General features: G+C 41.9%; 23 protein-coding genes and 2 pseudogenes. 19 read left to right on the top strand and 6 right to left on the bottom strand.

Features of this window, described 5'->3' with window-relative positions; translation table 11 throughout:
• Positions 1 to 131 precede the first annotated feature (131 nt).
• Together AAC854_RS10085 and AAC854_RS10090 are read left to right on the top strand one after the other, a co-directional pair.
• The gene (locus AAC854_RS10085) at positions 132 to 1,010 is read left to right on the top strand and encodes a tyrosine-type recombinase/integrase (RefSeq protein WP_340616983.1); all 879 of its coding nucleotides are present in this window, start codon (positions 132 to 134) and stop codon (positions 1,008 to 1,010) included.
• A 125-nt stretch (positions 1,011 to 1,135) separates the two neighbouring features.
• A complete protein-coding gene (locus AAC854_RS10090; protein ID WP_038262390.1) occupies positions 1,136 to 1,420 on the top strand; it encodes a helix-turn-helix transcriptional regulator in 285 nt (94 codons plus the stop codon).
• A 173-nt stretch (positions 1,421 to 1,593) separates the two neighbouring features.
• Here AAC854_RS10090 and AAC854_RS10095 read toward each other — a convergent pair whose 3' ends face one another.
• On the bottom strand, positions 1,594 to 1,779 hold the full coding sequence (locus tag AAC854_RS10095; protein WP_340616984.1) for a YlcI/YnfO family protein: 186 nt from the start codon (positions 1,777 to 1,779) through the stop codon (positions 1,594 to 1,596).
• Positions 1,780 to 2,090: 311 nt separating this feature from the next.
• Between AAC854_RS10095 and AAC854_RS10100 the strand changes: the two genes are divergently transcribed.
• Both AAC854_RS10100 and AAC854_RS10105 read left to right on the top strand, forming a co-directional pair.
• Positions 2,091 to 2,492: a hypothetical protein gene (locus tag AAC854_RS10100; protein ID WP_340616985.1), complete on the top strand. Its 402-nt coding sequence runs from the start codon at positions 2,091 to 2,093 to the stop codon at positions 2,490 to 2,492.
• Positions 2,493 to 2,495: 3 nt separating this feature from the next.
• A complete protein-coding gene (locus AAC854_RS10105; protein ID WP_340616986.1) occupies positions 2,496 to 4,919 on the top strand; it encodes a primase-like DNA-binding domain-containing protein in 2,424 nt (807 codons plus the stop codon).
• 331 nt (positions 4,920 to 5,250) lie between these two features.
• Here AAC854_RS10105 and AAC854_RS10110 read toward each other — a convergent pair whose 3' ends face one another.
• Positions 5,251 to 6,222 carry a hypothetical protein gene (locus AAC854_RS10110; protein WP_340616987.1) on the bottom strand — a complete coding sequence of 324 codons (972 nt, stop codon included), beginning with the start codon at positions 6,220 to 6,222 and terminating at the stop codon, positions 5,251 to 5,253.
• Positions 6,223 to 7,001: 779 nt separating this feature from the next.
• Here AAC854_RS10110 and AAC854_RS10115 point away from each other — a divergent pair.
• The 11 genes from AAC854_RS10115 to AAC854_RS10165 all read left to right on the top strand — a co-directional run bounded on the left by AAC854_RS10115 (position 7,002) and on the right by AAC854_RS10165 (position 15,604).
• A complete protein-coding gene (locus AAC854_RS10115) occupies positions 7,002 to 8,153 on the top strand; it encodes a phage major capsid protein (protein ID WP_340616988.1) in 1,152 nt (383 codons plus the stop codon).
• A gap of 44 nt (positions 8,154 to 8,197) precedes the next feature.
• On the top strand, positions 8,198 to 8,740 hold the full coding sequence (locus tag AAC854_RS10120; protein ID WP_340616989.1) for an HK97 family phage prohead protease: 543 nt from the start codon (positions 8,198 to 8,200) through the stop codon (positions 8,738 to 8,740).
• A 2-nt stretch (positions 8,741 to 8,742) separates the two neighbouring features.
• Positions 8,743 to 9,960 carry a phage portal protein gene (locus tag AAC854_RS10125; RefSeq protein ID WP_340616990.1) on the top strand — a complete coding sequence of 406 codons (1,218 nt, stop codon included), beginning with the start codon at positions 8,743 to 8,745 and terminating at the stop codon, positions 9,958 to 9,960.
• Complete coding sequence (locus tag AAC854_RS10130; protein WP_340616991.1) at positions 9,957 to 10,295, top strand: phage head closure protein; 339 nt, start codon at positions 9,957 to 9,959, stop codon at positions 10,293 to 10,295. Before AAC854_RS10125 ends, AAC854_RS10130 begins: the two co-directional genes overlap by 4 nt.
• Positions 10,288 to 10,590, top strand: a complete 303-nt coding sequence (locus AAC854_RS10135; RefSeq protein WP_340616992.1) for a head-tail connector protein — start codon at positions 10,288 to 10,290, stop codon at positions 10,588 to 10,590. The genes AAC854_RS10130 and AAC854_RS10135 overlap by 8 nt, the downstream gene beginning before the upstream one ends.
• The gene (locus AAC854_RS10140; protein WP_340616993.1) at positions 10,590 to 11,021 is read left to right on the top strand and encodes an HNH endonuclease; all 432 of its coding nucleotides are present in this window, start codon (positions 10,590 to 10,592) and stop codon (positions 11,019 to 11,021) included. Before AAC854_RS10135 ends, AAC854_RS10140 begins: the two co-directional genes overlap by 1 nt.
• A 135-nt stretch (positions 11,022 to 11,156) precedes the next feature.
• Entirely contained in the window at positions 11,157 to 11,516 is a 360-nt protein-coding gene (locus AAC854_RS10145) for a phage terminase small subunit P27 family (protein ID WP_340616994.1), read from the top strand.
• Positions 11,517 to 11,527: 11 nt separating this feature from the next.
• On the top strand, positions 11,528 to 13,189 hold the full coding sequence (locus tag AAC854_RS10150; protein WP_340616995.1) for a terminase large subunit: 1,662 nt from the start codon (positions 11,528 to 11,530) through the stop codon (positions 13,187 to 13,189).
• Positions 13,190 to 13,463: 274 nt separating this feature from the next.
• A complete protein-coding gene (locus tag AAC854_RS10155; protein WP_340616996.1) occupies positions 13,464 to 13,727 on the top strand; it encodes a helix-turn-helix domain-containing protein in 264 nt (87 codons plus the stop codon).
• Positions 13,728 to 14,268: 541 nt separating this feature from the next.
• Positions 14,269 to 14,748: an Hcp family type VI secretion system effector gene (locus tag AAC854_RS10160; RefSeq protein WP_340616997.1), complete on the top strand. Its 480-nt coding sequence runs from the start codon at positions 14,269 to 14,271 to the stop codon at positions 14,746 to 14,748.
• A gap of 7 nt (positions 14,749 to 14,755) precedes the next feature.
• Complete coding sequence (locus tag AAC854_RS10165; protein WP_340616998.1) at positions 14,756 to 15,604, top strand: DUF4225 domain-containing protein; 849 nt, start codon at positions 14,756 to 14,758, stop codon at positions 15,602 to 15,604.
• A gap of 126 nt (positions 15,605 to 15,730) precedes the next feature.
• Here the strand turns inward: AAC854_RS10165 and AAC854_RS10170 are convergent, their stop codons facing one another.
• Positions 15,731 to 16,525, bottom strand: a complete 795-nt coding sequence (locus AAC854_RS10170) for a hypothetical protein (protein ID WP_340616999.1) — start codon at positions 16,523 to 16,525, stop codon at positions 15,731 to 15,733.
• Between the two features lie 369 nt (positions 16,526 to 16,894).
• Here AAC854_RS10170 and AAC854_RS10175 point away from each other — a divergent pair, with 369 nt between their 5' ends.
• The 3 genes from AAC854_RS10175 to AAC854_RS10185 all read left to right on the top strand — a co-directional run bounded on the left by AAC854_RS10175 (position 16,895) and on the right by AAC854_RS10185 (position 20,385).
• On the top strand, positions 16,895 to 17,737 hold the full coding sequence (locus AAC854_RS10175) for a 23S rRNA (adenine(2030)-N(6))-methyltransferase RlmJ (protein ID WP_340617000.1): 843 nt from the start codon (positions 16,895 to 16,897) through the stop codon (positions 17,735 to 17,737).
• Between the two features lie 150 nt (positions 17,738 to 17,887).
• On the top strand, positions 17,888 to 19,240 hold the full coding sequence (gene gorA / locus AAC854_RS10180) for a glutathione-disulfide reductase (protein ID WP_340617001.1): 1,353 nt from the start codon (positions 17,888 to 17,890) through the stop codon (positions 19,238 to 19,240).
• A gap of 284 nt (positions 19,241 to 19,524) precedes the next feature.
• Positions 19,525 to 20,385, top strand: coding sequence for a hypothetical protein (locus AAC854_RS10185; protein ID WP_340617002.1), 861 nt, complete (start codon positions 19,525 to 19,527; stop codon positions 20,383 to 20,385).
• Positions 20,386 to 20,456: 71 nt separating this feature from the next.
• Here AAC854_RS10185 and AAC854_RS10190 read toward each other — a convergent pair.
• Positions 20,457 to 20,621: pseudogene (locus tag AAC854_RS10190) on the bottom strand (autoinducer-2 kinase); the annotation flags it as partial.
• 8 nt (positions 20,622 to 20,629) lie between these two features.
• Between AAC854_RS10190 and AAC854_RS10195 the strand changes: the two are divergent.
• Positions 20,630 to 20,758: pseudogene (locus AAC854_RS10195) on the top strand (acyl-CoA thioesterase); the annotation flags it as partial.
• Between the two features lie 48 nt (positions 20,759 to 20,806).
• On the opposite strand, the gene AAC854_RS10200 reads toward AAC854_RS10195, so the two are convergent.
• Together AAC854_RS10200 and AAC854_RS10205 are read right to left on the bottom strand one after the other, a co-directional pair.
• Positions 20,807 to 21,364 (bottom strand): hypothetical protein, encoded by a 558-nt coding sequence (locus AAC854_RS10200; RefSeq protein WP_340617003.1) that lies wholly within the window; start codon positions 21,362 to 21,364, stop codon positions 20,807 to 20,809.
• Positions 21,361 to 22,371, bottom strand: coding sequence for an AAA family ATPase (locus tag AAC854_RS10205; RefSeq protein WP_273548557.1), 1,011 nt, complete (start codon positions 22,369 to 22,371; stop codon positions 21,361 to 21,363). The genes AAC854_RS10200 and AAC854_RS10205 overlap by 4 nt, the downstream gene beginning before the upstream one ends.
• Positions 22,372 to 22,401 lie beyond the last annotated feature (30 nt).

Raw genomic sequence — 22,401 nt, forward strand, 5'->3', positions numbered from 1 at the left:
AGATAAGCATAACTCAGTCCTCTTTTTTGCCTTTTTGTTTCTGGAAAATCAAAACTCGCAAAATTTGGACTGAGTTTCTTTGACACTCCTACCATTTTGAAAAGTTATATAAAGAAGCTATAGAATATTGGTTGAATGAATACGTTGATGAAAATTTGGTTTTATCTGAAAGATATAGGGAACGTTTTGAAAAACACCTTTTTCCATATATAGGAGAAATTGCTCTTTCTGATTGTGATACTCATTATTGGCTCAGGTGTTTTTCTCTAGTTAAAAAGACTGCTCCGAGTATTGCAGGGGCGCTGCTACAAATGTCTCAACAGGCTTTAAAGTTCTGCCGAGTTCGTCGGTTTGCCGTTTCTCATGTATTGGAAGGTATCACGAAGCAGGATATAGGCGTTAAACAAAATAAACGAAAACGAGTTCTAACAGAAAAAGAATTGTCTGATTTTTTAAAATCGATTAATGGTAATTATTATATTTCCTACTATCAGAATATATTCTATTTGTTAATTGTATTTGGCGCACGAACAGTAGAGATTCGTATGTCAAAAATGAATGAATGGGATTTAGAACAAAGATTATGGACTGTGCCAGAATGTAATAGCAAAACGAGAGAGAAAATAATTAGGCCAATCCCTGATGCAGTATTTGAAAAAATAAAAATGTTAAAGCACCAAAATAGACATTCCGAATATTTGTTGGGGGAATTTAAAGATTATACAACGGTTAGCATGGCTGGTTGTCGAGTATGGGAGAGGCTAAAACATAATGAGAAATGGGTTCTTCATGATTTACGGCGTACATTTGCCACAATGTTAAGTGATATGGGGATTGCCCCACACATTGTTGAATTGCTGTTAGGGCATACGTTAGGCGGCGTTCTGGCGGTTTACAACAGAAGCCAATATCTACCAGAGAAGCTAGATGCTTTAAACAAGTGGTGTGAGCGACTGGATATATTGGCAGGTAATTATGAGAATGTGGTTATATTAAAAGCAGCTCAATAACAGGAGTTAATTGATCTGACGATAAGCGGGCAATTGTAATATATACATCACAAAGCTACTTTCTTTTGTAATGATTTACTTTAAGTAAAATACCCTCACAAAAACAATTAAACAGTGAGGGTAACATGACCATTCAATACAGTACTCCTACACCAGAAGAACGTCGCTCCATCCTTTCCGAGTATGGCGAACCTTATGATCGTCTTATACGTGAAAAGGAACGTCAGCACATCACCTCTATTTCCAGAACGTCAGCATGGAAACTGGAAAATGAAGGCCGTTTTCCTGCCCGCAAGCCATTAGGCCGCAATTCCTGTGCTTGGTTACTCAGTGATCTGCTTCATTGGGTACGTAATCCGCCTACAGTAGAAAATATAAATAATCCATATAGCCGTAAACCTGCCAATTAAAGAATAGAGTGATGAAAAAATTAACTGCCTTAATTGGCAGCGGTCTAACTCACTCTAAAAGCAGCTTAATTTTTGGGAATAGGTGGTGTGATGGTAGATATTAGCTATAGAGATTCTTTGAAGTTAAGTAACCATAAATTTGAGAGACAACCCTCTTTTAGAGGGTTAGTTGATTATTTTTGCTCAGATGATGCTTTGGATTTGCGCTGGCGGCGTTTGATTTCAGTTTTCATAGCAGTGACTATAAACTGCGCCTTGCTTTCGCTTTCAGTTCTAACTTGTTCCATCAAATCTACTACTTCGTGTGGAACACGAGCCGTCATGAATTGTGACTTTGCATTCTTGTTACTAGTTGCCATTGCTGAAACCTCATTACTTAAGTGTGTATCATTATACATCAAAATAATGATGTTAAAACTATTGACGCAAGTATCTGCAAAGACTAAAGTGATACACACCTTAACTAATCAGTACATAGAAAAAAGAGCGCCCCCGAATAGTATTCTCAGTACCAGACGAGGGCTAACCAAACCGTTAATAGAGGTAACGATTATGGCTGACACACAGTCTAACCAAACTCGCCTAAAATTTACATTCCTAATTGCATCCGGTGCTCAGCGGCTGGCTAGCATGTCCTTTCTGATCTTCGTATCACGTCAGGGGGCATACCATGAATAATAAACCTATCTCACTAAAACAGGCGTTATATCGTGCCAATCAGGCAACTTCTTTATTTAAATTCATTCTCGAAAAATCAAAGGATGAATGCTCAATTGACATAAATAATTTGATTGCACTGGCGCGAGATATCAATCAGGAGGTACACCATGCACTGTTGAAACATGCCCCGCAGCCACTCGTAAATAAATTGTTAAATTATGTGGTGCACAGGCAATCCATTTCATTAGATCAGGCGATGTACCGGGCGGGATTGGGTACGTCTTTATTTGAAGTTATTCTTGACCAGACCAGCCATCATTGTTCGGAAGAACTACATGATTTGCTTTCGCTGGCCTGTGATAGCAATCAGGAAGTCTACCATGTGCTTTATGCGGCTGTTTATGGAGAGTGAATCATGAGCCGACACGCTTCACAGGGACATAACAGCCAGAAAATCCGCCCGATAGATGTTATCCATGCGGTGAAGAAATCCGCCACAAATCACTGGCAAAGCCTGTTGCTTGCCTGTGGTGTTGAGGTTCCCGCAAAGGGTAAGCATGGTGCTTGCCCAATATGCGGCGGTACTGATCGCTTTCACTTTATCGATGATAACCATAACGGCGACTGGCATTGTCGCCAGTGTGATGAGCCGAACCACGGTGACGGACTGGATTTGGTGGCGAGAACCAAGGGAATTACCATCTTTGCAGCGGCTAAATTGGTAGCTGATGCGTTGGCAATGCCATTGCCGGAACCCAAAATAGCCAAAGAACAGCCACGGGCAGCAAAGCCCATTGCTGAACGCATTGCGGCAATGATTGCCACCTCGGTTATGGGCGAATCTCAATATCTGGTGGAAAAGGGGCTGCAATGCCCCAATCAGCGGCTATTGAAAGATGGCTCTTTGTTGCTGGTCACTCAGATGCTGGATGGCACGATAACAGGCGCACAGACCATTAAACCGAATGGTGAAAAACGCCTTGTTTCCGGTACGCAAAAGAAAGGCAGTTTTGTTCCGGTATCTGAGTTAACCGAAACGCCGGACACTCTCATCATTACTGAGGGTTACGCCACCGCTTTAACGGTCAGCCAACTGCATCAAGGCGTGGTACTGGCGGCGATTGATGAAAGTAACTTGCTGACTATCGCCGAACAAGTCCGGGCACAATGTCCAGAAGCAAAAATCATTCTGGCTGCCGATAACGACTGGCACGAGCCGGACGAGCAGGACAAAAGCGGCAAATTAAAAAAGAATGTCGGCAAGTTAGCCGCAGAGAAAGCCGCCAAAGCGATTAACGGCTGGGTCACACTACCGCCTACGGCATTAAAAGCCGATTGGGACGATTATCGCCAGCATTACGGCATTGAAGCAGCAAAGCAGGCATTCAGCGGTGGGTTATATCAAGTTAGGGAGCAAACAGCAGTGGAAGCAGCGGCAATGATTCAGGAAAAAAAGCCTAAAAAATCGACGAGCAATCTGGCACAAATGGCAGCCAGTCAGCGCGGGGCGTTGCTGGTTGAACGCTATGGTAAGGTGGCGGTTAATCCCGAAAGCGAGATGATTTACCACTATAACGGCGTGATATGGGAAACCATCGCGGATAGTGAGCTGCGCCGCGCAATGGTGGCTATCTTCGACGAGTACGAAACCCCTTATAGCCCGAATGGAATCAATAACGCGATCAGCGCGATGAAATTACAAGTTCCGGTGATTGGCGAACAGCGGCAGGATTTAATCGGGTTCAGCAATGGTGTGTATGATTTATCGACACAGCAGTTTACCCCACACCAGCCGGAACACTGGCTTATCAATCATAACGGCATTGCTTTTACGCCGCCTGCGATTGGTGAAAATCTGCCGGATCATGCCCCGGCCTTTTACCGCTGGCTATCCCATGCCGCGGGCAGCAATGAAGACAAGATGAACCGTATCAAGGCTGCGCTGTTTATGATTCTGGCAAACCGCTATGACTGGCAATTATTTCTTGAAGTCACGGGGGAAGGTGGCAGCGGTAAAAGCGTATTTACTTATATTGCTATGTTATTAGCGGGAGAACACAATACAGCCAGTGGGAATATGAAAGCACTGGACGAAGCAAGAGGCCGTTATCAGTTTGTCGGCAAAAGCCTGATTACGCTGCCCGATCAGGTGAAATATGTCGGCGAGGGCGCAGGTATCAAAGCGATAACAGGCGGCGATCTGATTGAAGTCGATGGCAAATATGAGAAACAGTTCTCAACCATTATTAAAGCGGTGGTGCTGGCGACCAACAATGAACCGATGAGTTTCACAGAACGCAACGGCGGTATCGCCCGGCGACGGGTAATCTTCCCATTTAATATTCCGGTGAAAGAATCCAAGAAAGACCCGCAGTTAGCGGAGAAAATCAGCCGGGAATTGCCTGTTATTATCCGTCACTTATTAACGGAATTTACCGACCAGAACAGGGCTAAAACGTTGCTACGGGCGCAACGCGATTCTAACGAAGCATTAGCAGTGAAAAGCAGTTCTGACCCGTTGTACCGTTTTTGTGATTATCTGCTACCTGTTATCAATAGTGCTGGGATGAAGATGGGCAATAAGAATATCAGCCCGCGCGCGCCGAGGTTGTATCTGTATCATGCTTATCTTTCTTTTATGGAAGCCTACGGCTTTGAGCGCCCGTTGACACTCACCAAGTTCGGCGAATCACTGCCTAAAATTATGCTGGAGTACCGCAAGGAATATCAGAAAGTACGCACCAAGAAAGGCTATTCGTATTGTGTTGAATTATCAGGAGAAGCGGAAGAATGGCTGCCGTCCGTGCCTGAGCGCAAAGGTTTTGAGTCTGCTGTATAAAACTTTTGGATTCAAGTATACACACTCTACATCAATTCAATTATCTAACTGTATTTAAAGGAAAATGACAGGTGTGTAGTTATCTCTTAACTATGCACCAAGTATACACCTTCTACACCGTTTAAAAGGGTGCACAGGTGAACAGTAGGTGAATACGGTATTAACCACCGCAAACCCAGACGTAGAAAGGTTTTCAGAAGATTGCGCATAGGGTGCACAGTTGAAGGGGTGAAAAAGATTTATAGGGGATGTGATGATATAAAATCAGCAAAATAACCACCCACTCATGAATAAAGTACGTGGTTATTACATTTATGCTTCCGTTTTTTCATCAGAATCCCGTTTCTTCATCAGAATCAAACTGTGATACATCATGTATACGAGAAAGGCTATGCACTTGAGGTGATGAAGGAAAATGAGACATCTGAACTGGTCTATGCACTTGAGGTGATGAAGGAGAATGAGACATCTGAACTGGTCTATGCACTTGAGGTGATGAAGGAAAATGAGACATCTGAACTGGCAGAAGCCTTCGAGTAGGTTGATTGACTATAGTTTGCCCAGGGCATTTATTACAATAATTACGGATTATTGATCCATCAATACAATTAACTAGTATATCTCTGTACATATTCGTTCTATCAAATGCAAGATTTCTTTTATACTTTCCTCCTTTATTATATGGTATATAATACTTATTTGGGTGAGGGGGGCACTCAAGGGCAACTAATGGTTGTTTTTTTCTATTTTCCAAAAATTCTCCAGCATAATCATCCTGACGCTTTATTTCACTTATAAAAGAATTTATGAAAGTTTTTAATCGATTCAATTTATGATCTCGGTGTTCTCTATGTTGCCTGCTTATTGTATGATTTTTAGCATTTACAGCATAGCCGCAGACTCCTGTAGCTGCCCCACATATTCCTACTCCAAATCCAATTACTCCTCCCAGTGTAATTTTATCTAAAGTCAAAATAATACCTGCTACCAGTCCTGTGATAGTACATGTACCACCTAAAGCCCCTATCGTGAACGATGCGTATCCCTTACATTTTCCAGAGGCAGATTTTTCCTCTTCTATCTCATAATCATTATTTATCATTTCTGCTAAATTTGGTACCAGAGAATCTAGTATTAGGCTGTTGTAGATACTTAAACAAGCCAGTGCAGTATACGGATCAACCCTAGTTGCAGTCACTAGAGCTACAAAATGTTTAGTATCTAATACATGATAAAATTTATTTTGCGTATTGTTTTCAATAAAGAACTCATTCAATTTTACATTTTCATCAGAAATCAACATATTTCACCTCTGAATAAACATTAATTAATGTTAGGATTTTTATTTAAAGAATCTTTTTCTAATAGAATTACCTAATATTAACTTCACTTTAAATAAAACCTGCATTATTTACTTGAAAAGTATCAATCGTATTGCTTTATAGGTTACATTTGAATAAAAACCACCTTAATGTTGCAATAATATTCAGATACAAATGTGGCATCAATATAATTTAAATCACAAAAAAATAAAAAAATCAATAAAAAATGATTTTAAAAAAATAATAAATGTAATATAATTATATAAATTTAAATTATATTAATTTAATTAAGTCATAGTGTTTGATATTACACTGAAAATAAAATTATAGATTTAGATTTTAATGCTGAAAAGAATATTTATTCATCATTGAAAACCAGCTATTGAGGTGTTCAGCAACAAGTAGTAGCTCTACTTTACTGATTTTTAGATTTTAAAGTCATGGAAATGGCAGCGACTTACTTTTAGTGGTTTTAATACGTCCCTCCGGGCAGAGGCTAGATTCTATTAACGGAGCGGCAATTTACATCGTCTAGAAACTTAGATTTTATGCAACTTGTAGTCGCAGAAAATCAGATCTAAACACTTCTCGGATTAATTCTTTGTTTAAAAATAAATACTATTTTCGATATGTTGTATACACAATCATCGCAACAACATAATTTTATTATTATTTTATGATGTATTAAAACTATTATTACTTTACGCAGTTTTTTTAAACCTATATATAAAAACAGATTAATTTTTTTACACAAAACATCATGAAAAAACTACTCGAATTACGTCAACAAAAATCCGATTTAACCTATCAAATGCGCTCGTTGCTCACCAAAGCAGAAAACGAAAAACGCTCACTCAATGCCGATGAAGCCAAACAATTTGACGAGCTGCGCACTCAATCTGATGCACTCAATTCTGAAATTGCCCGTTATGAGGCATTGTCTGATGAAGAACGCAATCAGGCGAAGACTCAGCCGACCAGTGAAAAACTCAGCAATGACGAGCTGCGCAATTACATTCTGACCGGAGAAACACGCTCCTTGTCTACAGGTGTGCCCTCAGACGGTGGCTATACCGTTATCCCGGAACTGAACACGCAGATCATGCAGCAACTGGCTGATGAGTCGGTCATGCGCCAAATCTGTACGATTAAAACCACTCGCAGTAACGAGTATAAACAGCTTGTTTCAGTCGGTGGTGCAGCGGTAGCCCACGGGGAAGAAGGCAAGGCACGTGGCGAGACGGGCACGCCGAAGATGGAAGAAGTCAGCATCAAGCTGTTCCCGATCTACGCTTATCCCAAGACTACCCAAGAGATTATCGATTTTAGCGATGTGGATATCTTGGGCTGGCTGACCGCCGAGATTGCCGACACCTTTGTGGATACCGAAGAAACGGATCTTGTCAGTGGTGACGGCAGCAAAAAAGCCAAAGGCTTTCTGTCTTATCCCCGCGATACCCAAGCCGACAAGGTACGTGCATTCGGTATGTTGCAAAAGCTGGAAACGACCAAACTTGAGGCTGATAGCCTGATTGACCTTAAATTCCTGCTCAAGAACAAATACCGCAAGAACTCAGTATGGGTGATGAACTCAACAACCGCCGCCCATGTGCAGAAGCTGAAAAACGGCAACGGGGATTATATCTGGCGTGAGCGTCTGCAAGCCGGTGATCCTGATATGTTGCTGGGCTTGCCTGTCCATTATCTCGAATTTATGCCGGATAACATCATCGGTCTGGGTGACTTCAAACGTGGTTACTTCATTGTCGACCATCAAACCGGCACCCGTACCCGCCCGGACAATATCACCGAGCCGGGATTCTATAAGGTGTACGCCGATAAATATCTGGGCGGCGGTCTGGTGGACTCCAACGCAATCAAAGTGCTGGAAATCAAAGCAACCAGTAAATAAGCAGGAGGGGCACAGCGCCCCTTTTCCGTCTTGGAGTCTATCTAATGAAGAATGATTTTGAAATCCGTACCGCCTCATTATCTGCCAGTGATAAAAAACTAACCGGTTACGTGATTAAGTGGAACAGCCGATCACAAATCTTGTGGGATGAATTTGTCGAACAGTTCGCCCCGAATGCGTTTAGTGCCAGCTTAACTTCTGGCGTCGATGTCAGGGCACTTTATGAACATGATCACATGAACCTGTTAGGCCGCACCACCTCCGGCACATTGCAATTGAGTGAAGATACCACCGGATTACGCTTTGAGTTAACACCACCCGATACGCAATTAGGCCGCGATGTGCTGACACTGGTTGAACGGGGTGATATTGCTGGAATGAGCTTCGGGTTCAAGGCATTGAAGGATCAGTGGGATGTGGGTCAGGAGCCTTATATCAGGACGGTATTAGAAGCCGAGTTGAGGGAAATCACGATCACCAGTCTGCCCGCCTACCCTGAGAGTGGCGTGGAGATCGCCAAACGTTCGCTGAATGCAGTTAAGCCCTGCAATTTGCGCCACTACTGGCTGCAACTGTCTGAGGTGTGATTATGTGGCCTTTTAAACGAAAAGCCCCTGAAACCCGAAGTATGACCATTGACGAGTTTCTTTCTCTGGCAGGCGTATCTAACACCAAATCGGGCGAGCATGTTTCACCCTCGACAGCCGAAGGTTTACCCGCTGTGATGAATGCCGTCACGGTGATTAGTGAAGCGGTGGCAACCATGCCCTGTTATCTCTATCGGGTTCAGCACCAGCACGGGAAAGAGTCCCGCGAGTGGTTAAGCGATCACCCGGTGGATTATTTGCTCAATGAGTGCCCGAACGACTGCCAGACACCCTTTCAGTTGAAGCGAACGCTGATGCGTCATTGCCTGCTGAACGGCAACGCTTATGCCGTGATTGTCTGGGGCAAAGACGGACAACCACAATCGTTACACCCTTACCCGCCGTCAGCGGTTGTCCCTCAACGATTATCCGATCACCGGTTCGCTTATACCCTCACTGAACCTTATAGCGGCAAGGTCAAAACCTACCTACAGGAAGAAGTGCTGCATTTGCGTTATGCCACCGAAGACGGCTTTCTGGGGCGTTCGCCTGTCACCATTTGCCGTGAAACATTGGGCTTGGGACTGGCACAACAACGCCACGGTGCAAGCATTATGAAAGAGGGCATGATGGCGGCGGGCGTGATTAAATCCGCTGATTGGTTAGATGGTACGAAAGGCGCTAAGGCACTGGAAGCCCTCGAACGTTACAAAGGTGCTCGCAATGCAGGTAAAACACCGATCCTTGAAGGCGGGATGGAATACCAGCAATTAGGCATGAGTAATCAAGATGCGGAGTGGCTGGCTTCCCGCCGTTTCACCATTGACGATATCGCCCGGATGTTCAATGTCAGCCCGATCTTTCTGCAAGAGTATTCGAACAGCACCTACAGCAACTTTAGTGAAGCATCACGCGCTTTTCTGACGATCACCATGCGCCCGTGGCTTGCCAACTTTGAACAACAAATTAAATCCGCCTTGCTGATGGCGTCACCGAAAAAGGGCATTCGCTACCAAGTTGAATTTGATACCGCCGATTTGCTGCGTGCCAATCCGAAAGAACGCTTCCAGAGTTATGAAACCGCGATTAAGTCAGGGGTGATGTGCCCGAATGAAGCCCGCGAACGCGAGGGATTATCACCCCGTGAAGGGGGTGATGAATTCAGTCAGGCATGGAAGCAAACGGTCGAGGTGAAGAAACAACCGGAGGGCAAAGAATGAGAGCAGGCGCATTGAGGCATCGCGTTACGTTACAGAATTTTACCCAGATCAAATTACCGTCGGGTCAGCGTATGCAGGTGTGGCAGGATATCGCCACGGTCTGGGCAGAGGTCAAATACATTAGCGGGCGTGAATTGATGGCCTCCGGTGCAGTGTTCACCGAAGCCACCGTACGTATCTGGCTGCGCTACCGTGCTGATATCACCACTGCAAATCGCATCTTCTATCAGGGTGACAGTACCAACGGTCAATTGTTTAACATTGTGGCAGTTATCCCTGATCCCCAACACACCCGCTTAGAGTTGCTTTGTAAGGGAGGCTTATTGAATGGATAAGATGGTTATTCCCCTGAATGAAATCAAACAACATTGCCGGATAGATGAAAGCAATACACTTGAAGATCAACTGCTCAAGGGCTATGCCGAAGCTGCATTGGAAGTCTGCCAGCAACATATCGGTAAGCGATTTGAAGAGGGCTTGATATTCAGCCCTGCAATTAAAGTAGGCTGCTTACTGTATATCGGCTTGCTGTATGAGAACCGGGCAATGGCGACAGACATTGAGCTTAAAGAAGTGCCTTTCACCATCAAATCACTGTGGTCTGTCTATCGTGATGTGGGAGTCTACTGATGCCGTGGCAACCATTAAAGCGTTGTAGCTATCCGGGATGTAAGCAACGGGTAAAGTCGGGTCGCTGTGTGGAGCATCAACGAGAAGCCAGACGGCAACAGGACAAGCAGCGAGGCACACGTACTGAGCGAGGCTACAGTAACCGATGGGGCAGGTACAGACTGATGTACCTCAAGGCTAACCCCTTATGTGTCCACTGCCTCACGCAGAACAGCTATACACCTGCAACTATCGTTGACCACATTATCCCGATAGACGGTGACAGTGATGTACTGTTTTGGCCTGACTTCAATCATCAAGCCCTGTGTCATGGCTGCCATAACCGTAAGACCGTGCAGACAGACCCGGCAACCAAACAGCGGCGTAAGAATGGTGAGTATCGGGAACGGGAAGCAGAGGCAGCAAAGCGTCGTGATTGGTTGATTGAATGATAATAACGCAATGAAATAACGAGGTGGGGGTATCAAAAATGACAAATACTCCCCTAAAAAGAACCGCCGCGTCCTCAAATTTTTATGCACGGCACTTTTTTTAATAGCAGTAATATTAATAGGAAACATAAAGTTATGGCAAGAGCACCGAAACCCCCTGAGTATTTAAACAATATCGCCGCGCAACAATGGAAATCGAAAGTTAAAATCCTTAACGAGCGTGACGACCTCAGCCCGGCTGACTGGAACAACTTAGAACTGTATTGCGTCAACTATGCCATCTACCGTAAGGCCGTGGCAGACATTGAGTTACGCGGGTTCGCCGTAGAAGGTTCACGCGGTGCAGCCACCAGTAACCCGTCACTGAAAGCCAAAGCGGATGCCGAAAAAATCATGATAAAAATGTCCTCACTGCTGGGCTTTGATCCGGTATCCCGCCGCCGAAATCCAGTCGAAAGCGACGAGCCTGATGATTTAGACGCACTGATTGCCTGATGAGATTACCGATGAACGCATGGGAGCAGTACGCTTTTGATGTCGAAAATGGCACTATTCCGGCCTGTAAGCGTCTGAAACAGGCCGTGAAACGCTATTATAATGACCTGAATAACCCGCTTTATGTGTTCGATACCGAGGTTGTGGAGCGTTTTATAGGATTTTCCCGCCTCTGTCCCCACGTCAAAGGTCACTTGCGCGGTAAGCCCATCATGCTTGAGCCGTGGCAGAAATTCGCCTTTGCCAATCTGTTCGGCTTCAAGGTCAAAGCAACCGAACGCAGAAAATACCGTAGTGCTTACATTCAGGTGCCACGAAAAAATGCCAAATCTACGGTTGCCGCGATGCTGGCGAACTGGTTCTTGGTCATGGAACAGGGACAGCAGGATATCTACACCGCCGCCGTGAGTCGGGATCAGGCGCGTATTGTCTTTGATGATGCCCGGCAAATGTGCCTGCTTTCCAAACCATTCAAGAAACGGGTCACTATCCAACAGCACAAAGTCACCTATGCCAAGAGCAACAGCCTGCTAAAGCCGCTGGCAGCCAAAGCCTCAACGATTGAAGGCACAAACCCCAGCCTCGCTATTGTCGATGAGTATCATTTGCACCCGGATAATGCCGTTTATTCTGCCCTTGAATTAGGCATGGGCGCCCGTCCCGAAGGTATTCTGTTTGCCATTACTACAGCGGGTAGTAGCGTAATTTCGGCCTGTAAGCAGCACTATGATTATTGCTGTCAGATACTGGCAGGCGAAGAGCAAAATGAATCTCTGTTTGCCCTGATTTACGAACTGGACGACGAGAACGAAATTGATGATGAATCACTTTGGGTTAAGGCCAATCCGAATCTGAATGTGTCCGTAGACAGCACCTCACTGCATGACACTATCCAGAAAGCGCGCGGCATTCCCTCACAATGGACAGAGATGTTAACCAAACGCTTTAATATCTGGTGCCAGGGCGAAACGCCGTGGATGGGTGAAGGGGCATGGAAAGCCTGCCAGACAGAATACAATGAAAACGATCTTAAGGGACTGGAGTGTTACGCTGGGTTAGATTTGTCCTCAACAGGCGATATCACCAGCATTTGTTACACGTTCCCCGTGGATAACGAACTGTTATTACTGACCCGTCATTACTTACCCGAAGCCCAGCTACAGAACCCGGCAAATAAGAATCGGGCAATCTATCGTCAGTGGGCACAAATGGGCTGGTTACGTACCACTACAGGCGATTGCATTGATTATGATCGTATCCGTGATGATATCCTCAACGACAGCCAGCACTTTGATATCAAACTGGTGGGCTTCGACACATGGAACGCCACACATCTACGCACCCAATTACAGGGCGCGGGGCTGGATGTTGAGCCGTTCCCCCAAACCTATATGCGCTTTAGCCCGGTAGCAAAATCGGCTGAGGTCTTCGTTAATCGCAAGGTCATTCGTCACAACGGCGATCCGGTGCTTGCTTGGGCGCTCTCTAATGTTGTGATGGAAACGGACGCCACCGCCAATATCAAGCCCAACAAAAAGAAGTCAGCGAACAAAATAGACCCGGCAATTGCGTTTTTGATGAGTTTTGGCACATGGCAAGCCGAGCATGAAGATTTTGCGTTTACTTTGAGTGAGGAACAGCAGCAACGCCTTAACGCATTTAACGGGATATAACGAAAAAAGTTAAGTGCTTATACTGATTCGCTTATTGAAGCAGATAAACCAATCAGTTAAAGTAGCCCCGCCACTGGCAAAATCCAGTGGTCAAGGATTATCACCCTTGAAAACACTTCACTGGTAGGAAGTTTCTGCCAGTGTGCCTGCACACACCTACTCTATGGTGGTTCAGGCAGGGGAGGCTTAGGCCTCGCCGGTTAAGTGTTTCCGGTTGTGATAACCCTGTCTGAATCGCCACCATCAATATTAATTAATGGAAGGGGTAGCAGGAATGAATAACGTCAAAAATGACTGGCATCAAGCTGACATTATTGCTGCATTACGTAAGCGCGGTACAACCTTAGCGGCTGTTTCTCGTGAATCTGGCCTCAGTTCATCTACACTGGCAAATACACTCAGTCGACCGTGGCCTAAAGGTGAGTGGATTATTGCTAATTATCTCGAAATACATCCATCTGAAATTTGGCCTAGTCGGTATTTTGATAGAGACGGTCAGCTTATTGAACGGACAGTACGTTCAGTTTCCACTAAATAGTTTGATATCAGTGAAATAAGCCATGAGATAAAATGATATTTGTAGTTATTAATTTGATACTCATGGCTATGTGTTTTTATATTCATTTTTTTATTTTTGTGTTCTGCATCCGTTGGGAAGAAAAGCGGTGGCATGTATTATGGCATCTAGGTAACCCCGCCTTAAGTGTATCCTTGTTCACTCATTGGGAATGAGACTCAAAATAGTCTCTCAACCACAATACACTGGATAATTCTAAATTATCCGAAATGTATAATAAATTTATCGGCACTTTAATTTAAATGAATATTATATTTGGTGTTAGTCAATCGATTGAATACGTAGCCAATATTTTATAATTGATGTGATCTTTATCATATGTTTTAAAGAGGTGCTTTTTTTGTCTTTTTCCTTCTTTTAGATTTATTGATTCAATGATATATTAAATTTTATTGTAGTATCTTTGCTTCTTATTGCTAAATTTTTATGTGAAGATTTATCAGGTAATTTCTTTTAATAAGAAATGGATGTATTTTATTAATCAATAGAGAGGGTGTTAGAAATGGCAAATATTATTTACTTAGAAATTAAAGGTGATAACCAAGGGTTGATATCACAAGGATGTTCTACTATAGATTCTATTTGTAACAAATACCAAAAAGGACATGAAAATGAGATTTTAGTTTATGAATTCTCATCTGATATGTCAAGAGATCAAAATGTCAACTATCAGCCTATTGACATAAGAAAACCGATTGATAAGTCATCTCCTTTATTATCTCAAGCTTTAACTAACAATGAAAAGTTGACTTGTATTTTCCATTTCTATAGGACATCAATGCAAGGCGGGTTGGAACTTTATTATAAAGTAAAGTTGACAGGAGCTACATTAGTTCAATTAAGTTGTTTTTACCCAAATTCGGTTACTCATAATGATGTTCAGCCTCAGGAAAGTGTATCTATAAAATATGAGTCGATAACTTGGGAACATGTTATGGCAGGAACTAGTTCGTACAGCATTTGGGAAGATCGAGTATACTGAGGTTATAATGCCTAAATATATTGTATATACATTAGATGATTTTAATACTTATGAAGCTAAACTAAGAAGAACGACTGATCTTGCCGCTCGATATATACTAGAAGATTCTGGGGTTAAGGCTAGATATCGTAAAGAAATAAACGATGTAATTGAAGATATAAGAAGAGATTATAATAATAGTGAAGGAAATATAGAAAAGAAGAGAGAATTAGCCAGAGAACTGATGTATGAATACGAAAGTGAAGAAGAAGCATATCAACAAGCTAGGCGACTTGATTATGGTAAATATAAATTAACTGAAATTTTTGAAGACACAGGAGTAATAAAATATGCTAAAACAACAGGAAAAATTTTAGGGGGTGTGGTTCAAATAGTGGGTGGATATTATGTGTTTAACGTTGGAAACGCTTTAGGTCCAGCAGGTACATATTTAAATGTGAGAAGAATAGGCATGCTTGCTATGGCTACAGGAGCAAGTAATACAGTTGAAGCAATTTCTCCTATTGTATATGAATATAGTAATGGGAAGTATAACCTTGGAAATCCTTTAAAAGATCTTACTGAATATGCATTTGTAAATTTGGGCGCTAATGAAGGCGTGGGAGAGTTCTCATATGATATTGTAGACTTTGGGGTAAGTTCATATTTAACTTTCGGAGCATATAGAAGAGTAAATGCTTCTAAAAGACTTCTTAATAGTTGGATTGATGGTAATTCGTCTAACAGATTATTTAGAGCAATAAAACAGGACTATAAGAGGAAGTGGGAGACAATGAATAAGCCTATGTTTATTTTTCAAGGAGCAAATACCATGCGTAAATTTAATTTAATTATAAATAAAGATGAGGGAAAATGATCCGGTATTTTGTGTTTTTTATATTTTAAGTGTAGATTATTATTGGTTTTTAAATAGATGCGAGATAATATTTAAGGAATAATAATTGAAGTTTTGAAATAGGCCATTGTAAAAATGGCCTATAATTTAAAGTGTTTTTATCTTGATTTTAAAATAAGATAATTTGATGCAGGTGATGAGCTTGCAACCCGCGAGGCGATAGTTTGAAAATATAAAAGTTAAGATGCTAAGAGGTAACATAAATATCAAGAAAATAATAACAATATAATATAATGCATCAGGATTTTGTATTATGGTTGCTATAAAAACAATAAGTATACAGGTTAACATTGCTCTTAATGATGAAAAAGAATCATCGGATGTTTTCATTATCCAAACAAGAAAATTACCGTCAGTTGTTTCTCTTTCAAAAGAGAAACTCCTAATTAAAGTGAGTTGTTCTTTAAGTGTGAATGTTTTTATAATCAATTGTCTGAGTTTAGGGTTTTTATCGATGTAGATTTTTGTTCTTTTTTTCTGTATCGGTTTGCTGGAGTTATTTTCTGAATGAGGTTCAAAAAATATTTTGTTGGTGAGCGCGAAAAAAAACAGTTTTATCCCGATGGTATAGCTATAACCGATGCTTTGGGCTTTATCTAATATTCTCAAAAATGAGATAGCTAAATAGATAAAGAAAAGATAATTGAACCAATTAGCTTTGGCGGACATTATATATAATGCAATGGCGATTATAATAAAAAATAGAGTGGATCTTTTTACTGATTCCATATTTTCATAAGCCAGCCATTTTATCCAAGCGGTAAAATCATCAGAAGTTTCATTTCTTACTAATGCAAAGCTTTTGAGTAGGGTAATTTGCTCTGCAAACGTAAAAAATTTAATTATTGATTTCCTGATTTTTTTGTCATGAGTAAATCGCATAGTTATCCCAAATTTATCAGATTAAATCGAAATTTATTTTTAATTCAGCATAATAGAATGAATAATAGTGCTCATTCAAGTATAACCATTAAATTGATTCAAAAACAGAATTTGGTCACGTATTAAACCCATTGATTAGCACTCTGACCTCATTTCATCCCCGTGGGGTAATCCGTTTCCCCACACTTCACCCTCTTTAGCCTACATTTACTCTTTTTAAGATGCGATGACAGTACTTACTTTGTTACTATGCTTTATTGTGTTTTAGTGCTCGTGCAATGACTTGTGGGGTAATTCGTGGGGTAATAAAGTGATTTATTCGCCTTGTGTTCAACTAAAACTTATTAAAAATCAACTGGAAATAAATTAATGTTAAGTTATCGTCACAGCTTCCATGCCGGCAACCATGCTGATGTACTTAAGCACATAGTGCAAAGCCTTATCATTGAGTCACTTAAAACAAAAGAAAAACCTTTCCTGTATCTGGATACGCACTCAGGCGCAGGCCGTTATCAATTGAGTGGAGAACATGCCGAGCGCACAGGGGAATATCTGGAAGGTATTGCCCGTATTTGGCAGCGTGATGATATTCCTGAGGAATTGTCGGCTTACATTAAAGCAGTGAAGGCACTGAACCCAAATGGTTCTTTACGCTATTATCCTGGTTCTCCGTTGATTGCCCGTCATTTATTGCGTGAATATGATGAGCTTAATCTGAGTGAACTGCATCCCAGTGATTTTCCTTTGTTACGCACAGAGTTTTCCCGTGACAGTCGTACCCGTGCCCTGAAGGAAGATGGTTTTCAACAGCTGAAATCAAAATTGCCACCAAAAAGCCGTCGTGGCTTTGTGCTGATTGACCCGCCTTATGAACTGAAATCGGATTATAAAAATGTCGTTTATGGTATTCAGGAAGGGTATAAGCGCTTTGCTACAGGGACTTATGCGCTATGGTATCCTGTTGTACTGCGCCAGCAGATTAAACGTTTAGTGAAAGATCTGGAAGCGACAGGTATCCGCAAGATTTTAAAAATCGAACTTGGTGTGCGCCCTGACAGTGATCAACGTGGTATGACGGCCTCAGGCATGATTGTTATTAACCCACCGTGGAAATTAGAACAGCAGATGAAGGCAATATTGCCGTGGCTGCATCAGGTACTGGTTCCTGAAGGTATAGGACACACCTTAGTGGAGTGGATCGTACCTGAATAAGGGAAAGTTCAACGTGGCGTTATGACTCAATAGCCGTGGCCTATGACAGTGAAAGCTAGAATCGTCCACAGACAGTGATAATTTTTTGTAATAATAGGCGTCAGGCTGAACTTAGCAGTAACTTATTTGATTAGACGGAAGTGACCTAAGATGAGTAAACATTATGATTATATTGCAATTGGTGGCGGCAGTGGCGGTATTGCTTCCATTAACCGTGCAGCCATGTATGGGCAGAAATGTGCCCTGATTGAAGCAAAAGCATTAGGTGGAACATGTGTTAATGTGGGTTGTGTGCCGAAGAAAGTGATGTGGCATGCTGCGCAAATTGCTGAATCTATTCATCAATATGGTCCCGACTATGGTTTTGATACTACCGTTAATCATTTTGATTGGAAAAAACTGATTGCCAGCCGCACTGCTTATATTGATCGCATTCACCAGTCATATGAGCGTGTATTGGGCAATAATAAGGTAGATGTCATTCAAGGTTTTGCCCATTTCGTCGACGCGCACTCTGTTGAAGTTAATGGTGAAAAAATTACGGCTGACCATATCCTGATTGCAACAGGTGGTCGTCCGATGCGTCCGAATATTCCCGGTGCGGAATACGGTATTGATTCAGATGGCTTCTTCGAGCTGGATGAGATGCCGAAACGCGTTGCTGTGGTGGGTGCTGGCTATATCGCCGTTGAAATCGCGGGTGTTTTGAATGCGCTGGGTAGTGAAACTCACCTGTTTGTTCGTAAGCATGCACCGCTGCGCTCTTTCGACCCTATGATTGTGGATACCTTGCTGGAAGTCATCAAAAATGAGGGGCCGACACTGCATACGGATGCAATATTAAAATCCGTGATTAAAAACAGTGATGGCAGCCTGACCGTTCAGTTAGAGGATGGCAGAGAGCAGACGGTTGATACGTTGATTTGGGCGATTGGGCGTGAACCGATGACGGATAACCTGAATCTGGCTGCAACGGGTGTCGAGCTGAATGAGAAAGGTTATATCCAGGTCGATAAATATCAGAATACCAATGTTAATGGCATTTATGCCGTTGGCGATAACACTGGCGCGATAGAATTGACCCCGGTCGCCATCGCGGCAGGACGTCGTTTATCTGAACGTCTGTTTAATAACAAACTGGAAGAGCATTTGGATTACACCAATGTGCCGACGGTGGTATTCAGTCACCCGCCAATCGGTGTTGTGGGTTTGACGGAGCCGCAGGCAAAGGCACAATATGGTGACGATCAGGTTAAAGTTTATACATCGTCCTTTACCGCAATGTATACGGCTGTGACGCAACACCGCCAGCCATGCCGCATGAAGTTAGTGTGTATGGGTAAAGATGAGCGGATTGTGGGTATCCATGGTATCGGTTTTGGTATGGATGAGATCCTGCAAGGCTTTGCAGTCGCGCTGAAAATGGGAGCAACGAAAAAGGATTTTGATAATACGGTTGCTATCCATCCGACCGCGGCGGAAGAGTTTGTTACCATGCGATAATGGGGTGATGTAAGAATAATCTCCAATTATTACTGAAAAAGGTCAGAATTGTTCTGGCCTTTTTTTTATGAGAAATAGTAGATTATGTAATTTAATATTCGAGATTGCTTTAAAATAGGAAAATTATTTATTAAATATTCATGAAACATTAGCTACTATAAAAGAGACTGGTCATATTTTTAATCAATGTATTTCAAGGTGCCGCCACGCCAACAAAGCTGCAACTTGAAAGACGGGTATGTCAGATCAAGTTTATATTATTCCAATTAAAAAGGGAGTTAATAATGAAACGTTCATTACTAATTAAATTATTTAATTTATTTTGTATTTTGTTGGTTTCCTCTTTTTCAATGTTGAATATAAATAAAGCTACAGCATTGGGAGGATATCTTGTATTTAAGGCACCTGCAAATATACCTTCTCAGTTTGATGAATTGGATTTTTTTGTCAGGATGATTAAAAATCCTGGACCTTTATCCAATATGTATTACGCACATAACTTTGCAATAAATTCATCAGATACATCAGAGCAACAACTTTTTGGGTATATTGGCCCTCAACTCGTTAGTAACGAAAATAATCGCCGAACATTTGCGATAATAAGTGTCTGGTCTAACCGGCCAGATAGAGTGATATCATATTTTGCTGGTCCTGAATCAAAATGTACCATCGAACATGATGGTCCTGAATCTCAAACAGGTTGGTTAGTACAATGTGTAATAAATGATAATAGCAAATTTGCTCAAACCGATATGCCAGATGGAACAACATACAAAATCGTTGTAAAAAATGTTAATCAAAACAACTTGGCAGCAGCAGAGGAAAGTTTTGAATTCTCCATTCAAAACCTTGTAACAAAAGAAGTGACTGTTCTTGGGACAATGACTTTCTCTAATGTGAAAGGGATAAATCCGTTGGCACCTTCTCACTTTCTGGAAAATTTTGGGGGAGGATATGATTGTCAGACCGTACCATACCTTGCATATAGTGAAGATGCACCAATAGGTATCTGGAATAATAAAAAATACACTTATACTGTAGAGAGAAACCCTACTGCTTCATTTGATTGTTACTCTAATCTCGCTTTCACAGAAAACCATTCCTCAGCAATTGTAGAATATGCAATTAAAGGAGAAAAACATTAATGTATTTTAAACTTCTTATATATGAGCAAGCCACTACGCTTGCTCATATATCATATCCTGTAAATGTTGAATCACAATCCCGGCGCTTTCCACAGCGAAGTTGTTAAACCATCATCCACCAAATGCAGTTGATCAGCGTACACAGCCTGCCAATCTTTCTTTGCTTTCTGGTAAATTTCACGGTGGTTTAAGTTTAGTTGATATTCCTGCTCCCAGCTAGCCAGTCTTTCTCCAGTTGCTAGTAAGGAATAATTTTGAACAACAAATCTTGGTGGATGGTGTTGTATACGCTGATGCAACGTTTGTGGCGACCTGTTTGGTAAATGGACGTCCAACGGTACCCGAAGTTGTTATGAATGCCGTTGTTGATTGATTGTTTTTTAAATGGAAAGCGATGATATACAAGGACGTAGCATTTTTTCTATTGGCGATGAGATATTTCTTCGCTTTTTCTGATTATTGGGCACTGAGGTAAAGTTCGGTTCCATTGCTGTACAGTCATGCAATATACTTCAAAAGATTTTCTCCACCCTCTTTCTGGGCCTTTTACCCAATTAGTATGCCAAAGTTTGTGTTGTAAACCAGCCAGTTCGGCGGGTTGCAATGATGATAGCCCGACAAGAGTGATATATCGCATAGGCTTGTCGACTACACCTTGTTCCAGACTGAGATAAATCAAACTATCACGGAGTTTAGGAAACAGTTCGTCATTTACAAGTTTGTCACTCTGTAGCTTGAGTCGAAATTTTTCTTGTTCCCTTGCCTTAAGATGTTCGGGAATCATCCCATGTTCAGGATCTTTTACTTCTATCAGCCAAAGTTGATTTGACCATTCGACTATAAAATCGACAGATTTTAGCCAATGACTTAGACCATGGCCATCTGAGCCTTTTGCATCTAATTTCTTTACTGATTGCGCCTTAGAAAAATCGAAATACAGATCGCCTTCAATCCACTCAGAGTGCATTTGTATCGTCATTTCGCGTTTCCTAATGAATGTTGAATTTCAAGGTCATACAAGCGCAAATATTCATCGGCAATCTTATTGGGTGTCACATACTTATAATGTTCAAACATATGGCCTATTACTCCATCATGTTTGGTTTTTTCTAGTGCAAAATAGCGTATGGACTCGTTTTGTTGTTTAGCAAATTCCAGTTCTTTCAAAAAAGCGTAGTTATGCGTCGCAACGAATATTTGTACGCCTCGCTCTGCAAGCATCACAAGTATTCTGGCGACATTTTGCATTAAAGAGGGATTGAGGTTAGCTTCTGGTTCATCCCAGAACAGGGTGTTATTGCTGAACAGAGAGCCATTGTGAATGAGTTGCCAAATTAAGGCTAATTTACGGTGACCTTCGGCAACAAGAGAAATTTCTAATTTAGAGTTACCTGAAGTTAATTGGAATTCTTCTCCATGCAGACTGACACGACCTCCTACTGTTTTACGAATTAGTTCTAGTAAGGGTTGTTCATCTTTAAGTGGCATTCCCTTGCGAGCAGGTAGGTAAGCCTGTTTTACGATGTCGTAATAGATTTCTTCGAATGCCAGTTCATATTTGTCGTATAACGAAATAAATCCAGGAGCAAAGGACAATACTTCTTTTACGGGAATGAAAACAGGTTCTTTAGATAAATTAAGTTGACCTTCTACTTCGAAGAGATGATGACGTGTATTGTCGAACTTAAGGGTAAACGTTTTTTCAAACAGACCACGACGTGAAGTGATATTGACCAATGCACTGGTTGACCCTTTTTTGCGTGCCACTAGTCTGGAAACGTTACCGCCACTTGGACGAAAGACATTTGCGAGTTTCTGTTTTAACTCATCGGCATTGTGTTCTTTTTGCTGCACACAATATAACAGTTTCATTAAATGGGTTTTACCGGTTCCGTTTTCACCGATAAAAACGTTTATTCCAGAAACAAATTCAAATTCAGTCTGCTTAAAGGCACTAAAATTTGTTAATTCTAAAGTGGTAAACATGGCGTACTCCTATCCGGCTGTTTTTGTAAG

Origin of the sequence: Xenorhabdus entomophaga (assembly GCF_037996725.1) — a bacterium.
GTDB lineage: Bacteria > Pseudomonadota > Gammaproteobacteria > Enterobacterales > Enterobacteriaceae > Xenorhabdus > Xenorhabdus khoisanae.

Excerpts from the sequence above, each read along its gene's own strand:
- AAC854_RS10185 (WP_340617002.1), top strand. The coding sequence starts at position 19,525 with ATGAAACGTTCATTACTAATTAAATTATTTAATTTATTTTGTATTTTG.
- AAC854_RS10170 (WP_340616999.1), bottom strand. The coding sequence starts at position 16,525 with ATGCGATTTACTCATGACAAAAAAATCAGGAAATCAATAATTAAATTT.
- AAC854_RS10125 (WP_340616990.1), top strand. The coding sequence starts at position 8,743 with ATGTGGCCTTTTAAACGAAAAGCCCCTGAAACCCGAAGTATGACCATT.
- AAC854_RS10120 (WP_340616989.1), top strand. The coding sequence starts at position 8,198 with ATGAAGAATGATTTTGAAATCCGTACCGCCTCATTATCTGCCAGTGAT.
- AAC854_RS10110 (WP_340616987.1), bottom strand. The coding sequence starts at position 6,222 with ATGTTGATTTCTGATGAAAATGTAAAATTGAATGAGTTCTTTATTGAA.
- AAC854_RS10155 (WP_340616996.1), top strand. The coding sequence starts at position 13,464 with ATGAATAACGTCAAAAATGACTGGCATCAAGCTGACATTATTGCTGCA.
- AAC854_RS10160 (WP_340616997.1), top strand. The coding sequence starts at position 14,269 with ATGGCAAATATTATTTACTTAGAAATTAAAGGTGATAACCAAGGGTTG.
- AAC854_RS10150 (WP_340616995.1), top strand. The coding sequence starts at position 11,528 with ATGAACGCATGGGAGCAGTACGCTTTTGATGTCGAAAATGGCACTATT.
- gorA (WP_340617001.1), top strand. The coding sequence starts at position 17,888 with ATGAGTAAACATTATGATTATATTGCAATTGGTGGCGGCAGTGGCGGT.
- AAC854_RS10165 (WP_340616998.1), top strand. The coding sequence starts at position 14,756 with ATGCCTAAATATATTGTATATACATTAGATGATTTTAATACTTATGAA.
- AAC854_RS10105 (WP_340616986.1), top strand. The coding sequence starts at position 2,496 with ATGAGCCGACACGCTTCACAGGGACATAACAGCCAGAAAATCCGCCCG.
- AAC854_RS10090 (WP_038262390.1), top strand. The coding sequence starts at position 1,136 with ATGACCATTCAATACAGTACTCCTACACCAGAAGAACGTCGCTCCATC.
- AAC854_RS10145 (WP_340616994.1), top strand. The coding sequence starts at position 11,157 with ATGGCAAGAGCACCGAAACCCCCTGAGTATTTAAACAATATCGCCGCG.
- AAC854_RS10200 (WP_340617003.1), bottom strand. The coding sequence starts at position 21,364 with ATGACGATACAAATGCACTCTGAGTGGATTGAAGGCGATCTGTATTTC.
- AAC854_RS10205 (WP_273548557.1), bottom strand. The coding sequence starts at position 22,371 with ATGTTTACCACTTTAGAATTAACAAATTTTAGTGCCTTTAAGCAGACT.
- AAC854_RS10100 (WP_340616985.1), top strand. The coding sequence starts at position 2,091 with ATGAATAATAAACCTATCTCACTAAAACAGGCGTTATATCGTGCCAAT.
- AAC854_RS10130 (WP_340616991.1), top strand. The coding sequence starts at position 9,957 with ATGAGAGCAGGCGCATTGAGGCATCGCGTTACGTTACAGAATTTTACC.
- AAC854_RS10135 (WP_340616992.1), top strand. The coding sequence starts at position 10,288 with ATGGATAAGATGGTTATTCCCCTGAATGAAATCAAACAACATTGCCGG.
- AAC854_RS10175 (WP_340617000.1), top strand. The coding sequence starts at position 16,895 with ATGTTAAGTTATCGTCACAGCTTCCATGCCGGCAACCATGCTGATGTA.
- AAC854_RS10095 (WP_340616984.1), bottom strand. The coding sequence starts at position 1,779 with ATGGCAACTAGTAACAAGAATGCAAAGTCACAATTCATGACGGCTCGT.
- AAC854_RS10140 (WP_340616993.1), top strand. The coding sequence starts at position 10,590 with ATGCCGTGGCAACCATTAAAGCGTTGTAGCTATCCGGGATGTAAGCAA.
- AAC854_RS10115 (WP_340616988.1), top strand. The coding sequence starts at position 7,002 with ATGAAAAAACTACTCGAATTACGTCAACAAAAATCCGATTTAACCTAT.